The sequence below is a fragment of the Mycobacterium sp. NGS41 genome (genome assembly GCF_059812725.1).
Genome location: NZ_JCALDF010000006.1, coordinates 24,498 through 39,418 on the forward strand (window position 1 = coordinate 24,498; position 14,921 = coordinate 39,418).

Below are 14,921 nucleotides of genomic sequence, written 5' to 3' on the forward strand. Positions count from 1 at the left end.
TAGCCATCGGCTAGCGGCACGCAACCACGACCACTTCGGCGCGCTGTCTACCGATTCCCCGGATCTTGTGGGGGAGCGACGCATCGAAGTAGGCGCTGTCGCCAGTGCCGAGCCTCAGGGTCTGGTCGCCGTACTGAAGCTCGATCGTCCCGGCATGCACGAACACGAACTCATCACCCGTGTGCTCGGCATGCGCATCGTCTGACGGGTTACCCGTCGGCTGGACGACGAACGGCGACATGGACTTTCCGAGCAGCGCCGAGGCTAGCGCCCGGTATCGCCCGTCGGCCGGCCCGGCTCGGTCGACGGTGATCTTCTCTTCGGCGGCCTCGTCGGAGAACAGCCGCCCGACATCGACATCGAGGGCCCGCGCGACCTTCAAGGCGACAGCGATCGACGGTGTGCTCTGTCCGCGCTCGATCTTGGACAGGTAGCTCTTGGTCAGCCCGGTCTGCGCGGCGAGCCCCTCCAAAGTGAGGCCACGTTGTCTGCGGACGGCGCGCAGTAGTGCGGTCACCGGCGGCTTCTCCTCATGACACAGAGTTTCCTATAGTGCTACCATTGTGTCACAAAAGCTGTCACACATTCTGCGATACCCGGGAGCCCTCATGGCAACCACCTTCACCGATTCGAAGTCCGAGTTGATGCGTCGGTCTCAGGAGCAGCTGACCGCCCAGACGGTCGAGTCGCAATTGACCACCCGGCAGAAGCTGGCGCTGACCTGCCGGGCGCTGTTCGACGGCGGGCACGACTCCGGGCTGGCGGGGCAAATCACCGCCCGCGCGGAAGTCGAGGGCACTTACTACACCCAGCGCCTGGGTCTCGGGTTTGACGAGATCACCGAAGACAATCTGCTGGTGGTCGACGAAGACCTGAATGTTCTTGACGGGGACGGAATGCCCAACCCCGCCAACCGTTTTCACAGCTGGATCTATCGTGCGCGGCCGGACGTGCAGTGCATCGTGCACACCCACCCCTTCCATGTGGCGGCACTGTCGATGCTCGAAGTCCCACTGGTCGTCTCGCACATGGACACCACGCCGCTCTACGACGACTGCGCGTTCCTCGAGAAATGGCCGGGTGTTCCGGTCGGCAACGAGGAAGGGGAGATCATCAGCGCTGCCCTGGGCGACAAGAAGGCGGCCCTGCTGGCGCATCACGGCCAGGTGGTGGCCGGTGCCAGCATTGAAGAGGCCTGCTCCCTGGCGATCCTGATAGAGCGTGCCGCGAAACTGCAATTGGCCGCCATGGCCGCGGGGACCGTCAAGGAACTCCCGGAGCAGCTGGCCCGCGAGGCCCACGACTGGACGCTGACGCCCGCACGCAGCAAAGCCAACTTCGCCTACTACGCCCGCCGCGCCCTGCGCCATCACCCCGACGTTTTGACCAGCTGACGCAAAGGAGCCTGTCCGTGCCAGAGCCGAACAACCACGGCATCTTTCATGGAATACTCGCCTACCCGGTAACCCCTTTCGCCGGCGACGACACGATCGACACCAAGCGGCTGGCCGCTCTGGTCGACAAGCTCGTCGGCTCGGGAGTCCACGCGATCGCCCCGCTGGGCAGCACCGGCGAACTGGCTTACCTGGAAGAGTCCGAGTTCGACACGGTTGTCGACACCACCATCGCCACCGTCGACGGCAGGCTGCCGGTGGTCGCGGGTGTGTCAGATGTGACTACCGCCAAGACGATTCGGCGGGCCCGGTATGCGCAACAGGCCGGCGCCGACGCGGTGATGGTGCTGCCGGTGTCCTACTGGAAGCTGACCGAACGCGAGATCGTCCAGCATTACCGCAGCATCGGCGACGCCATCGGCATCCCGATCATGGCCTACAACAACCCGGCCACCAGCGGTGTGGACATGCGACCTGAATTGCTGGTCAACATGTTCGACACCGTTGACAACGTCACCATGGTCAAGGAATCCACCGGCGACCTGTCCCGAATGCAGCGCATCGCCGAACTCTCCGGCGGCCAGCTGCCCTTCTACAACGGCAGCAATCCGCTGGTGCTCGACGCGCTGACCGCGGGCGCCTCCGGCTGGTGCACGGCCGCACCCAACCTGCGGCCCCAGCCGTGCCTCGACCTGTATGACGCGGTGCGCGCGGGCGATCTCGACAAGGCGCAGGCGATCTACGACGACCTCAAGCCGCTGCTGGAGTTCATCGTCGCCGGCGGGCTGGCCACCACCGTGAAGGCTGGCCTGGATCTGCTGGGGCTTCCGGCGGGGGATCCGCGTGCGCCGCTGCTGCCGCTCGACAACCAGGGCCGCGCCGAGTTGCAGGGGTTGCTGACCCGCGCTTAAACCGGGTGAGTCCTACCCGAGGTCGGGAGCGCTGTAGGTATCGCACTTCTTCGGATCACCGTTCTGATACCCGACGGTGAACCAGTGCTGTCGTTGCTCCGACGAGCCGTGGGTCCAGGACTCGGGGTTGGTGGTTCCGGTTGTCTGCCGCTGAATCCAGTCGTCGCCGACCGATTTCGCGGCCGACAAAGCATCGCTGATGTCCTTGTCGCTCAACGGCTGCAGGTAAGTCACTCCGGTGCCCTCCTGCTTGACCGTGGACGCGTAGTGGGCCCACACGCCGGCGTAGCAGTCGGCCTGCAGCTCGGTGCGCACGCTGTTGCCCGTCGCACCCTGCGCGCCCTGCTGGGCGCGGCCCAGCACGTGCAGCAGGTTCTGCACGTGGTGGCCGTATTCGTGGGCCACCACGTACTCCTGTGCGAAGGGCCCACCGCTGGAACCGAATTGGTCAACCAGCACCTTGAAAAAGTCGGTGTCGAAGTATGCCGTCTTGTCCACCGGGCAGTAAAACGGCCCGACTTCGCTGGTGGCCGCACCGCAGCCGGTTCTCACCGAACCCGTGAACAGCCGCACCTGTGGGCGGGTGTAGCCCTGCATCAGCTGGTGCCATACCGCGTCCACCGAGTTGCCGGTCGCCACCACGCGGCATTGGACGTACTTGTTCGCGTCGGCTCCGGTTTTGCACTGACTCAGGTCGAATCCGGGCGCCGAGTAGTCGCTGGTGTTCATCCCCTGCTGGTTCATCACGCGACCGGGATCGACTCCGAGGAACATCGCCAACAGCACGATCACCAGCCCACCGAGGCCGCCGCCGATGGCGATCATCCCGCCGCCACCACCGCCGCCGGAAGATGTCGCCGTGCTGGTGTCGATCTGCATACCCTCGTTGAAGGTCATGGCACGCTCCCGGAATTTGGTTGTTCGAATTAGCCTAGCGCTGTTGCGTTGTGGCGAACCGAACGTCGGTGTAAGCGTTCTCGGTGAAGCTCAGCTCGACGCGCTCGCACGGGTACATGCGAATCAACCTATCCGGGGCCGTCGCTGGCCGCAGCCAACAGCGGGACTACCACATCGCTGATCGGCGTGGCCAGGCCATGGGTGCGCGCCTTGCGGACGATCACGCCGTTGCGGATGTCCCATTCCAGCCGGCGGCGGCTTTCCCGGTCGGCCAGCATCGAGGTGCCCATGTCTTCGGGAGCCTGGCGGAACATTTCGACCAGCTCGTCGACCGACTCGTCGGGCAACCGGGCTCCCTCGGCCTGAGCGACCGCCAGGCACTCCGCGACGTAGCGACGTGACAGCTCGGCGACGTCGTCGCGGCGAAACATGCCCGACCGCCGTCCCGATAGCGCCATGAAGCCGGCTAGCGCGTTGACCAGCAACTTGCGCCATGCCGCGGTCATGAAGTCGGGGTCGCAGTCCACGTGACAACCGGCGCCGCGCAACAGCCCGGCAAGCTCGTCGGCCATGGGTCCGCTGGGCAGCACCAGCCTGGCCTGGCCGCGCAGCCGCACCCAGCCGTCGGGCTGGGTCTCGGCCGAGTACCACACGATGCCCGGTACCACCGGCGACGACGGACAGTGCGGCCCTACCTGCTCGACCTGTTCGACACCGTTCTGCAGCACGGCGACGATGGTGTGTTCGGCGCACAGGCGGGCCAGCCAGCCGGCGGCGTCGTCGTTCTGGGTCGCTTTCACCGCCAGTACGAGGACGTCGACCGGGCCGTCTACCTCGTTCGGGTCGGTGTGCACCGGGCCGGGGACGACGATCGGATCCTCGCCGTCGGGCCGCAGTTCGATGCTTTGGAAGGCTGGGCGCGGGGTGTGACCGCAGACCAATACCGGATGTCCAGCCTTGTACAGCAGCGCGGCGACCGTCGTGCCGACGGCGCCGGGACCGACGAGAGCGATGCTGGGTGAGATGTGACTGAACGTACCCTGCGTGGCGGATGCCGATAGTGCGGCCCTCTAAACTGGGCAATCGTTCAAAACCGCTTCAAAACCGCGTGAAAGGGAGTGTTGGTGCTGCGCAGCCACGCCGCTGGTTCGCTACGGACCCAGGACACCGGGCAGCAGGTGACGTTGGCCGGCTGGGTGGATCGTCGCCGCGACCACGGCGGCGTCATCTTCATCGACCTGCGCGAGGCCTCCGGAATTGCGCAGGTCGTGTTTCGCGACCCTGACGTTCTGGCGCAGGCGCACCGGCTGCGCGCCGAGTTCTGCATCGCGGTGACCGGCGTGGTCGAGATCCGCCCGGAGGGCAACGCCAACCCCGAGCTGCCGACCGGCGACATCGAGGTCAACGCGACCTCGCTGACGGTGCTCGGCGAGAGCGCGCCGCTGCCGTTTCAGCTGGACGAGCCCGCGGGCGAGGAGTTGCGGCTGAAGTACCGCTACCTCGACCTGCGCCGCGACGGCCCCGCGGCGGCAATCCGGTTGCGCTCCAAGGTCAATGCCGCCGCCCGTGAAGTGCTGGCGGGGCACGACTTCGTCGAGATCGAGACGCCGACCATCACTCGCTCGACGCCGGAGGGGGCGCGCGACTTCCTGGTGCCCGCCCGGCTGCGGCCGGGTACGTTCTATGCCCTGCCGCAGAGTCCGCAGCTGTTCAAACAGCTGCTGATGGTGGCCGGGATGGAGCGCTACTACCAGATCGCCCGCTGCTACCGCGACGAGGATTTCCGCGCCGATCGGCAACCCGAATTCACCCAGCTCGACATGGAGATGAGCTTCGTCGACACCGAGGACGTCATCGCGGTCTCGGAAGAGATCCTGACCGCGCTGTGGGCGCTGATCGGCTACCGGCTTCCCACGCCCATCCCGCGGATCAGCTACGCGGAATCGATGCGACGGTTCGGCTCGGACAAACCCGACATGCGGTTCGGGCTGGAGCTCGTCGAGTGCACAGAGTTCTTCTCCGACACCACGTTCCGCGTGTTCCAGGCGCCGTATGTCGGCGCCGTCGTGATGCCCGGCGGCGCCGCGCAGCCGCGGCGCACGCTGGACGGGTGGCAGGATTGGGCCAAACAACGCGGGCACCGCGGGCTGGCTTACGTGCTGGTCGGCGAGGACGGCACGCTGGGCGGTCCGGTCGCCAAGAACCTGACCGACGCCGAACGTGACGGGCTGGCCGCGCACGTCGGGGCGAAGCCCGGCGACTGCATCTTCTTCTCGGCCGGTCCGCCCAAGCCGTCGCGGGCATTGCTGGGTGCGGCCCGAGGCGAGATCGCCGACCGGCTGGGGCTGATCGACGCGAGCGCCTGGGCGTTCGTCTGGGTGGTGGACCCGCCGCTGTTCGAGCCAGCCGACGAAGCGACCGCTGCCGGTGACGTGGCGGTGGGCTCGGGGGCCTGGACCGCGGTGCACCACGCCTTCACCGCGCCCAAGCCCGAGCACGAGGACGCGCTGGACAGCGAGCCCGGCAACGTGCTGGCCGACGCTTACGACATCGTCTGCAACGGCCACGAGATCGGCGGCGGCTCGATCCGTATCCACCGCCGCGACATTCAGGAGCGGGTGTTCGCGGTGATGGGCCTGGACAAGGCCGAGGCCGAGGAGAAGTTCGGTTTCCTGTTGGAGGCGTTCACGTTTGGCGCCCCGCCGCACGGCGGGATCGCGTTCGGGTGGGACCGCATCATCGCGCTGCTGGCCGGGATGGACTCGATCCGCGACGTGATCGCGTTCCCCAAGACCGGCGGTGGTGTCGACCCGCTCACCGACGCGCCGGCGCCGATCACCGCCCAGCAGCGCAGGGAGTCCGGAATAGACGCCAAGCCCAAACCCAGCTGACGCGCTGGTGCTCACCTCCCGCTGGGGAAGGCGGCTTCACTTGCATTCGCCTCTCTTTTGAGAGGAATCAGCAGGTGGTGACCAGGATGTTGCCGCCGCCATTGACCGCGCGCGCAGCATTTTGAGCCGCCTGAGGCGTCGGCCCGTAACCGCCGTGCCAGGTATTGGAGTTGTAGGCCAGCGCGACGCACATTTGCGACGTGGCAGCCTCGCCGCAACCTGACGCACCGGTCTGCACGCATCGGCCCAAGGCCGCCGCCTGCGCATCGCCTTTCGTGTTGTAGCCGTGCGCCTCGCCCCACTTCCCCGACGGCGAGCCATAGATCGACTGCCAACCCGACGCGTGCGCCGGAGGCGCCACAGCTAATCCGGCAGCAATCAGGCCCGCCGCTGCTCCTGCCGCCAACTTTTTCTTCGTCATTGCCTTCATTCCCCCTCGACTGATGCCCAGCCCTACGCGATCTGAGACACATCAATTTAACTGCGGTAGGCCCGCAATTTCTCCAAAACGAGTAAAACTAATCCGCAATGAGCAAACGCAACAGCCAACGCAGCTAACGGGAACTGCCGGCCAGGAAGAAGTCCGGAATAGACGTCAAGCCCAAACAGGTTGAGCAGGCATGACCCAGACTCCGGACGGCCAGCAGCTCAACACGTTCAACCAGAACATCATCGACGAGTTTCGCGGCAACGACGGAATAGTCGGTGGCCCGTTCGAAGGCAAGGACCTGCTGCTGCTCACCACGACGGGCGCCAAGTCCGGCCAACGGCGGGTGTCGCCGCTGGCGTACTTCCGCATCGACGGCAAGCTGATCGTCATCGGATCCTTCGCGGGCGCCGACGTCGATCCGGCCTGGGTGCACAACCTGCGCGCCAACCCGGGAGCGCACATCGAGATCGGCACCGCCGCGTTCGACGTGACCGCTCGCGAACTGCCGTCCGACGAGCGCGACGCGCTCTTCGAACAAGTCGCCGCCACCGCGACGGGGTTCGCCGAATACCAGTCGAAGACCAGCCGGGTGATTCCGCTGTTCGAGCTGCAGCCGGTCTGACAGGCGCGCCGCCCCGCGGTGCGGTAAGCAAGCTTGATGAGCACCTCGCGGCTGACGCTGCTGACGTCGCTTTGTAAGGCGGCCGAAGGCGGTCGGGCCGGGTTGCACCGGCTTCGCGACGTGTGGTGGACCATCCTCCAGACCGCGGTGGCCGCCGGTCTAGCCTGGTACATCACCCACGATCTGCTCGACCATCCGCAGCCGTTCTTCGCGCCGATCGCTGCCGCGGTCTGTCTGTCGGCCAGCAATGTCTTACGCGCGCAGCGGGCCATCCAGATGATGTTCGGCGTGGCGGCGGGTATCGGGATCGGCACCCTCGTGCAAGGGCTCATGGGAACCGGCGCCATACCCATCGCGGTCACGGCGCTGCTCGCACTCGCCGTCGCGGTGGTGATCGGGCAGGGTTTCATCGGGCAGGGCCTGATGTTCGTCAATCAGACCACGGTTTCGGCTGTGCTGGTGCTGTCGTTATATCGCAGCGGCATCGGTCCGGAACGCATCTACGACGCCCTGGTCGGCGGCGCCCTGGCCATGATCTTTGCCATCCTGCTCTTTCCGGCCAACCCTCTGATCGTGCTCAGTGGTGCCCGCACCGGAGTGCTGGACGCGCTGTACGACGTCCTGTGCCGCACTGCCGACTACGCCGACGGTCGCAGGACCGTGCCGTCCGACTGGCCGCTTTCGGCCGTCGACCGCGTGCACGAACAGCTCGGCAGTCTCACCCAAGCCCGCACCACCGCCCGCCAAGCGGTGCGAGTGGCGCCGCGTCGATGGGGGATGCGTCAATCCGTGTACGCGGCGGATCACCAGGCTCTGTACGTGGCCCTGCTCGCAGGTTCGGTGATGCAACTTGCCCGGGTCCTGATAGAACGAGCGCCCGCCCTGCACGAACGCGACTGGCTCCCGGAACCCGTGCACGCGGTGCTCGCCGATCTCGCGAAAGCGACCTCGCTGTCCGAGTCGGATCCGGCGACGGCGGGCGCACATGTCGACGCCGCGCTGCGGCATGCGTCGGCGCTGCAGTCACGCGCCCGGGAGAAAACCGAGGTGATGCTCGCGGGCGTTGTGCAGGCTTGCGTCGACGACCTGCAACGAGTGATCGACCTTAGACAAACGTGAGCGAGTCCTGAACGACTCAGGACGACTCGGCGAGGAACTCCTGAACCAGCTTTTTCGGTGCCTGCGTAAGCCAGGCCTCAGTGATCAGCTCCTCGAGGTCGATCACTTCGATCTCGTCCAGTTTGACCAGCACCGCCGGGTAGCCGTCGAAATGCGGGGTAGTGAAATACACTTCCGGCTGGTCGGCGATCAAGGCGAACTTGACGCCTTCGTCGGACACCCGGACACCGAGGATGTCGCCCTCGGGCGGCTCCAGTCCGAGCTGGTGCAGTGCCTCGCTGTCGGACTTGCGCAGGGGCCGCTCCCACGCCACCAGTTTCTTGCCTACCCGCCAGTCGTGCGGCGCCGGCTCCACGGTCAGCGGGAGCTCACCGACAATGCGGGCGACATCGTGCCAGGTGGCCACATGTCAATTGTGCTCCGATCGCCGCAGCTATGGCATGTTTCCGCGGTTATCCGGCGCCCGGGGCAGAATCGCAGGCTGTCGCTAATGCCCTCGAATTAGCTCGCGGACTCCGGCACCGCGGGTGGCTGACCGAGCCAGTCCAGCAGTTTTTGGTAGATCGAAGGGTGATTGAGCAGGTCGAAGTGGTGCAGACCGGTCAGGGTCAGTCCGTGCGCGGACTCGAACGGAATTTTCCGTGACCTGCCCAGACCGGACGCGCTCTTCGGGCGCACCAGGCTGTCGCCGACGAGCAGGCCCACCGCGCGCGGCGCGGCGGAGGTGGCGACGAAGTGATAAACGGCATCCGGCAGGAAGGGCACCTCGTGGCAGCGGTCCTGCAGAAACTCGTCGGGGTCGCAGTCGCGCCAGTCCTCGTCGAGCAACGCGCCGTACCGCAGGTCCTTGACGCCGGAGCTGCGCCGGTTCAGAAAGTAGGCAATTCCGCGGGTCTCCGGGAGCTTGGCCAGCGCCCACGACGCGACGTTGACGCCTTTCTCCAGGTCGGCGCCCAAATGCGGCGAACCGAGGCAGACGACGTGCCGAACCTTGCCGGTCCAGTGCTGCTCGTGCTCGAGCCCATAGTGGCAGGCGCTGCGCACCACCAGGCCGCCCATCGAGTGCCCGACCAGCGCGATTTCGTCCACCGGCGCCGGCCACAGCGCGTGCAGCTGGTTCAGCAACTCGGCCAGCGTCCGGCCGTTGTGGGAGATGTGGAACCCGGTGTTGTAGCGCAGATAAACCGGGGTGAAGCCCAGGTCGGTGTGCAACCCGGTGCCGTACGGATCATTGATTTCGCCGGTGCGCGGCCTGCGCCACCACGAACGTTCGGTCAGACACCAGCCGTGCAGGAAGACCACGATCCGCCCGGTGGCCTCGGGAAACGCTGTCGCGATGGAGTCGGCGGTCACTGCGACCGGTTGCCCGTGCCGGCGGATTCCCATGGAGAGCGCGAACCCATTGCCTCGCTTGGCCAACTGGTCCCCGTAGATCCCGTTGACCGCGGCGATGGCACCGGCGACCCGGGGGCGCGCCTGGACTGTCTCGTCACTGTCGTTGCTGCAGGCCTCGGCGGCCAGCGCGCCGGCACCGTGCAGCGATCCCCGGATCGCGCCGTCGACAAGGCGGTAGCTGACGGCCGCGGTGGCGTCGTGAATCACCTGTACGGGTTTGGACGCCGGTCCTACCGCGTCGAAGACGCGACTCGAGATCCCGCTGTGTAGGTCGCGGACCAACGCGGTCAGGACTCGGGTGCCCTCGCCCGCGAGATCGGCCAATGATCGGATTTCGTTTCGTTGCACGCTCCCATTTTGTCCCAGTAGCCCGCAATTAGTCAGAATCGCGGTGTGACCGACGCGCTGTTCGACTCCGCCACCCACCGCTACCGCGTCAGGCACCGCACCGAATACCGCTACTCCGACGTCGTGACCAGCTCCTATGGCCGCGGTTTTCTCACACCGCGCGACTCGCTGCGCCAGCGTTGCGTCGCCCACCGGCTGACCATCGAGCCGACTCCTGCCGACAGCTCCACCAGCCGCGACGCCTACGACAACATCAGCTCCTATTTCCATGTCACCGAGCCGCACCGGACCCTGACCATCACCAGCGACTCGATCGTCGACGTGACCCCTCAGCATCCCAGCCGGTACGCCAGCGGGCCGGCGCTGCAACCGTGGGAGGCCGCCCGGCCGGTCGGGGCGCAGGGTGCGCTGGCGGTCGACTTCACGCTGGACCTGAATCCGCCCGAGATCACCGACGAGATACGCGAATACGCGGCCCAAAGCTTCCAGCCCGGACGCCCGTTGGTCGAGGTGCTGGGCGACCTCGCGACGCGGATCTTCAACGACTTCATCTACCGGTCGGGGTCCACGACGGTATCCAGCCGGGTCAGTGAGGTTCTGGCGGCCCGGGAAGGGGTATGTCAAGACTTCGCGAGGCTGGCGATAGCCTGCTTGCGAGCCAACGGTCTGGCGGCCTGTTACGTATCCGGGTACCTGGCAACCGACCCACCGCCCGGAAAGGACCGGATGATCGGCATTGACGCCACCCACGCCTGGGCGTCGGTGTGGACACCTCAACAGCCAGGGCAATTCGAGTGGCTGGGGCTTGATCCGACCAACGATCAGCTGGTCGACCAGCGCTACATCGTGGTCGGCCGGGGCCGCGACTACGCGGACGTGCCGCCACTGCGCGGCATCATCTACACCAACTCCGAGCACAGCGTGATCGACGTCGCCGTCGACGTGGTGCCCTTCGAAGGCGATGCGCTCGATGCGTGACTTTCACTGTCCGAACTGCGGTCAGCGCCTGACATTTGAGAATTCGGCCTGCCTGTCCTGCGGCAGCGCGCTGGGATTTTCGCTGGAGCAGATGGCCCTGGTGGTGATCGCTCAGCAGGGAAAGACCGACCACGCCGGCGTCGTGGCTGCCGACGACTATCAGCTATGCGCCAATCTTTATCTGGCCGAATGCAATTGGCTTGTTCCCAAGGACCGCCCCGGCGGATTGTGCACGTCGTGCGCGCTCACTCTGGAACGGCCCAACGATACCGATACCGACGGCCTGGCGGCGTTCGCCCGAGCCGAGGCGGCAAAGCGGCGGCTGATCACCGAGCTGCACGAGCTGAAGCTGCCGATCGTCGGGCGTGACCGGGATCCAGATCAGGGGTTGGGATTCCGGCTGCTGTCCAGTGCATTCGAGGCGGTGACGACCGGACATGACAACGGGGTCATCACGTTGGATCTGGCCGAGGGCGACGACGTCCATCGCGAGCAGTTGCGGGTCGAAATGGAGGAGCCGTACCGGACGCTGCTCGGGCACTTCCGCCACGAGGTCGGGCACTACTACTTCTACCGACTGGTCGCCCGGTCGAGCAAATATTTGGCGCGGTTCAACGAGCTGTTCGGCGATCCCGACGCCGACTATCAAGAGGCCCTGGACCGGCACTACAACGAGGGGCCACCCGAGGGCTGGCAGGAACGCTTCGTGTCGTCCTATGCGACCATGCACCCCGCCGAGGATTGGGCCGAGACGTTCGCCCATTACCTGCACATCCGCGACACGCTGGACACCTCGGCCTGGTGCGGCCTGGCACCGGCGACGGCGACCTTCGACCGACCGGCACTGGGCCCCAGCGCTTTTCCGAACATCATTGAGATGTGGCTGCCGTTGTCCTGGTCGCTGAACATGGTGAACCGTTCGATGGGACATGACGACCTGTACCCGTTCGTGCTGCCGGTTGCGGTGCTGGACAAGATGCAGTTCATCCACACCGTCATCGACGGCTCGTAAGCGGGCCAAGCTGGCCTCGAGCGTGACTCGAGCGTGACGTTGCAGTCACCCTCGGCGGCCAGCGTGACTGCAACGTCACGCTCGGCACGCGGATCGGCACGCTAGGCGGGCATGACCCGGCGTTCGTCGGGCCCCCACAGCGGCTGCATTCCACCCGGCAACGCCAGCTGGGTGGCCGTGATGACGTCGGCAAGGTCGCGCAGCGCGGCATGGATCGCATCGAGCAGTTCCGCCAGCTCCGCGCGGCGGCCCTCGGTGACCTCGTCCAGCTCGGCGGGATCCGAGCGACGCAGCCGGGTGCTGATGTCGTCGGCCATGCGCTCCGGACGCGACGAGCCCGACGATCCCGGCAGGTTCCTCAGGTTGGCCCGCAGCCGCTCCAGCTGGTAAGCCAGCGACCGCGGGTTGTGCGCGTCGAACAGCATCAGCTCGGTCACGGCGGCAACGCTGACCGTGCCCACGTTGCGGCGCCGGTAGATGACCGACGATTCACACGCCACCAGGGTGGACTCGACGATGGCCTGCTCGGCGGCGGCGCTGCGTACCCTGACCAGCGTCGCCCGCAACAATGCGGTCAGCCAGAGGCCGCGCTCGATACGCTTGCCGACATCCATGATGGTCCAGCCGACGTCGTGCACCATCGACTCGCCGGCGACTCCCGACAACGTCAGCATTCCGGCCAGCGTCTGTGTCTGAGCCGACGCGAGCAAGGCATCGGCCTCGCCCAGCGACTGCGGCGGGTCGGACCGCTGGATCACCGCGCGCTCCACGTTGGCCAGCACCATCCAGGTGTCGTTGGACAGCTGGTCGCGCACCGCCCTGGCAGCCAGAGCCAGCCCGTCCACCGACTCGACCAGCGATCCCGGCCGGTCCAGGTCCATGGTCAGTGACCACAGCATCGAGGGGGCGACGGCGACCAGCTCGGCGTGGTCGTCGCGGGTTCCGGTGTCCGTGCCCGTGATACGGCCCAGTGCGGCCATCAGCACCGGCACGCACTCGCTTTCGTCGATGTTCTGCTGGTTCCGGTACACGTGGTAGCGCTCGCGAGCCACGATCAGCAACCGGGCCATGTTCTCCGCGCGTTCGCCGTAGCGCCCCATCCAGAACAGGTCGGACAGCACCCGCGGCGAGCTCACTCCCAGCGTGCCGGCGCCGCTCTTCGCCGGATGCCGCTCCGGTGCCTCCAACGAGGGTAAAGTGACCGTCTCGGCGCGTGCGCGCTCCGTCGGCCGTACCCAGACATCTTTTGCCGCAACGGTATTCAGCGTGTACGCGGCCGGGCCGGGCGCCAGCACATAGCCCAGCCCGCCGATCATCGGCGCGTAGCCGCTGCGTTGCGCAACGGTGAACAATCGCATCCCGACCGCGGCCGACGACAGCACGCCGGCATGGTCGCTCGGTGCCGACGAGAATTCCGGCGGTTCCTGGCCGACCCAATGCCATGGCGTGGTCTCGATGCGCGCGGTCAGCTCAGCCAGCTGTGCAGACGAAAGTGCTGGCCCGACATGGGTTTCGCCGCCGATGGTGGACTTGATCAACAGCGACGAGAGCTTCGCCAGCAGGTGGGAACGTTCACTGGCGATGCCGCCCCAATACGCCGGCGCGGTGAGCAGCAGGAGGTCTTCACCCAGCAATCGCTCGGCGAGCTCGGGCAAAAACCGAAGCAGCCCAGGGCTTTCCATGATGCCGCTGCCCAGGGTGTTGACGACGGTGACCGTTCCGCGGTGTTGTGCCTCCACCAGTCCGACCACGCCCAGCCTGGATCGGGCGCGCAGATCCAGCGGGTCCGCATACTCCGCGTCGACCCGTCGCAGAACGACGTCCACCCGCTTGAGCGTGCCCAGCGAGCGCATCCACAACTTGCCGTCGCGCACCACCAGATCCGCGCTCTCGACCAGCGGAAACCCCAGCAACGTCGCGAGATACGCCTGATCGAACGCGGTCTCCGAATAGATGCCCGGGCTGAGCACCACCACGACGGGGTCTTGGGCGACGTCGGGTGCCGCGTCGATCAGCGCCAGCCGCAGCGCCTGGGCGAACGGGGTGGTCGGCCGCGGCGCGATCCTTTCGTAGAGGTCGGGAATCGCATGCGCCACCACGCGGCGGTCGGCCAGCGCGTAGCCGGCTCCTGACGGCGCCTGCGTCCAGTCGGCGTTGACCTGAAAGCCGCCGTCGGGCAGCCGGCTCAGATCACAGCCGTGCATGAAAAGCTGATGACGCCCCGGCACTTCGATCCCGATGGCCGCCCGCACGTAAGCCGGATGGCCGAACACCAGTTGTGCGGGCAGAACGCCATCGGTGAGCAGACGGCGGGACCCGTACAAGTCCGCGAGCACGGCGCTGAGCAGGCGTGAGCGCTGCACCAGCCCCGACTCCAGCACGTCCCAGTCGGCCGCGGAGACCACCAGCGGCAGCGTGTCCAGGGTCCACGGTCCGGGCTCTGGGCCGTGCCCGCTGTCGGCCCGGTCGCGGCTGTGGGCTTCCGACACTTCGGTGTAGGTGATGCCGTCGTTGTCGATCAGGCTGTGAACCACCGAGCGCAGCCGGTCCAGCCCGGCCCTGCCGTGCTCCGCGACGGTGTCGGCCAGCTCGGTCCAGGCCGGTCGCACGCTCCCGTCGGCGTCGACGAATTCGTCGTAGCCTGGGCCTCGCGCGCCGGCCGGACGCAGGTCGAACAGGGCTTCCTGGGCGCGTGCGGCGCGGTACCCGGCCAGCAGCCGGTCGACGTCATACTGGCCGGCGGTGCTAGCAGCCGCCGACGGCCTACTCATGTCCAGTGCCATTGCGGTGCCGTCACAGTGCGAGTTTGGGGCCAGTTTCAGACGCCATTACTGCTGAACGGTACGCATTCGACACAACTCGAGGGTGCCTGGCGCGCCGATGCCGGTGCCCGACCTGAGCCTGGCAGGAAGTCCGGTCCGTGC

The 14,921-nt window shown here is 66.7% G+C and carries 14 protein-coding genes; 7 read left to right on the top strand and 7 right to left on the bottom strand.

From position 1 onward, the window contains the following. Nucleotides 1–10: 10 nt before the first annotated feature. A complete protein-coding gene (locus AC5Y21_RS07855) occupies nucleotides 11–517 on the bottom strand; it encodes a helix-turn-helix domain-containing protein (protein ID WP_499911018.1) in 507 nt (168 codons plus the stop codon). A gap of 91 nt (nucleotides 518–608) precedes the next feature. Here AC5Y21_RS07855 and AC5Y21_RS07860 point away from each other — a divergent pair, with 91 nt between their 5' ends. Together AC5Y21_RS07860 and AC5Y21_RS07865 are read left to right on the top strand one after the other, a co-directional pair. Further along, complete coding sequence (locus AC5Y21_RS07860) at nucleotides 609–1,394, top strand: aldolase (protein ID WP_499911019.1); 786 nt, start codon at nucleotides 609–611, stop codon at nucleotides 1,392–1,394. Between the two features lie 17 nt (nucleotides 1,395–1,411). Then, the gene (locus AC5Y21_RS07865; RefSeq protein WP_499911021.1) at nucleotides 1,412–2,305 is read left to right on the top strand and encodes a dihydrodipicolinate synthase family protein; all 894 of its coding nucleotides are present in this window, start codon (nucleotides 1,412–1,414) and stop codon (nucleotides 2,303–2,305) included. A gap of 12 nt (nucleotides 2,306–2,317) precedes the next feature. Here the strand turns inward: AC5Y21_RS07865 and ypfJ are convergent, their stop codons facing one another. After that, entirely contained in the window at nucleotides 2,318–3,202 is an 885-nt protein-coding gene (gene ypfJ, locus AC5Y21_RS07870; protein WP_499911023.1) for a KPN_02809 family neutral zinc metallopeptidase, read from the bottom strand. A gap of 128 nt (nucleotides 3,203–3,330) precedes the next feature. Continuing rightward, nucleotides 3,331–4,227, bottom strand: coding sequence for an oxidoreductase (locus tag AC5Y21_RS07875; RefSeq protein ID WP_499911350.1), 897 nt, complete (start codon nucleotides 4,225–4,227; stop codon nucleotides 3,331–3,333). A gap of 93 nt (nucleotides 4,228–4,320) precedes the next feature. On the opposite strand from AC5Y21_RS07875, the gene aspS reads away from it, so the two are divergent. Continuing rightward, on the top strand, nucleotides 4,321–6,093 hold the full coding sequence (gene aspS, locus AC5Y21_RS07880) for an aspartate--tRNA ligase (protein WP_499911024.1): 1,773 nt from the start codon (nucleotides 4,321–4,323) through the stop codon (nucleotides 6,091–6,093). A 67-nt stretch (nucleotides 6,094–6,160) separates the two neighbouring features. On the opposite strand, the gene AC5Y21_RS07885 is transcribed toward aspS, so the two are convergent. Further along, entirely contained in the window at nucleotides 6,161–6,514 is a 354-nt protein-coding gene (locus tag AC5Y21_RS07885) for a DUF4189 domain-containing protein (RefSeq protein ID WP_499911026.1), read from the bottom strand. Between the two features lie 199 nt (nucleotides 6,515–6,713). On the opposite strand from AC5Y21_RS07885, the gene AC5Y21_RS07890 reads away from it, so the two are divergent. Beyond that, nucleotides 6,714–7,145, top strand: coding sequence for a nitroreductase family deazaflavin-dependent oxidoreductase (locus AC5Y21_RS07890; RefSeq protein ID WP_499911027.1), 432 nt, complete (start codon nucleotides 6,714–6,716; stop codon nucleotides 7,143–7,145). Nucleotides 7,146–7,181: 36 nt separating this feature from the next. Beyond that, nucleotides 7,182–8,264 (top strand): FUSC family protein, encoded by a 1,083-nt coding sequence (locus tag AC5Y21_RS07895; RefSeq protein ID WP_499911028.1) that lies wholly within the window; start codon nucleotides 7,182–7,184, stop codon nucleotides 8,262–8,264. Between the two features lie 16 nt (nucleotides 8,265–8,280). Here the strand turns inward: AC5Y21_RS07895 and AC5Y21_RS07900 are convergent, their stop codons facing one another. Both AC5Y21_RS07900 and AC5Y21_RS07905 read right to left on the bottom strand, forming a co-directional pair. Next, nucleotides 8,281–8,670, bottom strand: a complete 390-nt coding sequence (locus AC5Y21_RS07900; protein ID WP_499911030.1) for an MmcQ/YjbR family DNA-binding protein — start codon at nucleotides 8,668–8,670, stop codon at nucleotides 8,281–8,283. A gap of 95 nt (nucleotides 8,671–8,765) precedes the next feature. After that, entirely contained in the window at nucleotides 8,766–10,007 is a 1,242-nt protein-coding gene (locus AC5Y21_RS07905) for an esterase/lipase family protein (protein ID WP_499911031.1), read from the bottom strand. 45 nt (nucleotides 10,008–10,052) lie between these two features. Here AC5Y21_RS07905 and AC5Y21_RS07910 point away from each other — a divergent pair, with 45 nt between their 5' ends. Next, on the top strand, nucleotides 10,053–10,985 hold the full coding sequence (locus AC5Y21_RS07910; RefSeq protein ID WP_499911033.1) for a transglutaminase family protein: 933 nt from the start codon (nucleotides 10,053–10,055) through the stop codon (nucleotides 10,983–10,985). After that, nucleotides 10,978–11,997, top strand: a complete 1,020-nt coding sequence (locus tag AC5Y21_RS07915; RefSeq protein ID WP_499911035.1) for a zinc-binding metallopeptidase family protein — start codon at nucleotides 10,978–10,980, stop codon at nucleotides 11,995–11,997. The genes AC5Y21_RS07910 and AC5Y21_RS07915 overlap by 8 nt, the downstream gene beginning before the upstream one ends. A gap of 101 nt (nucleotides 11,998–12,098) precedes the next feature. Here AC5Y21_RS07915 and AC5Y21_RS07920 read toward each other — a convergent pair whose 3' ends face one another. Further along, a complete protein-coding gene (locus tag AC5Y21_RS07920) occupies nucleotides 12,099–14,768 on the bottom strand; it encodes a circularly permuted type 2 ATP-grasp protein (protein WP_499911036.1) in 2,670 nt (889 codons plus the stop codon). Nucleotides 14,769–14,921 lie beyond the last annotated feature (153 nt).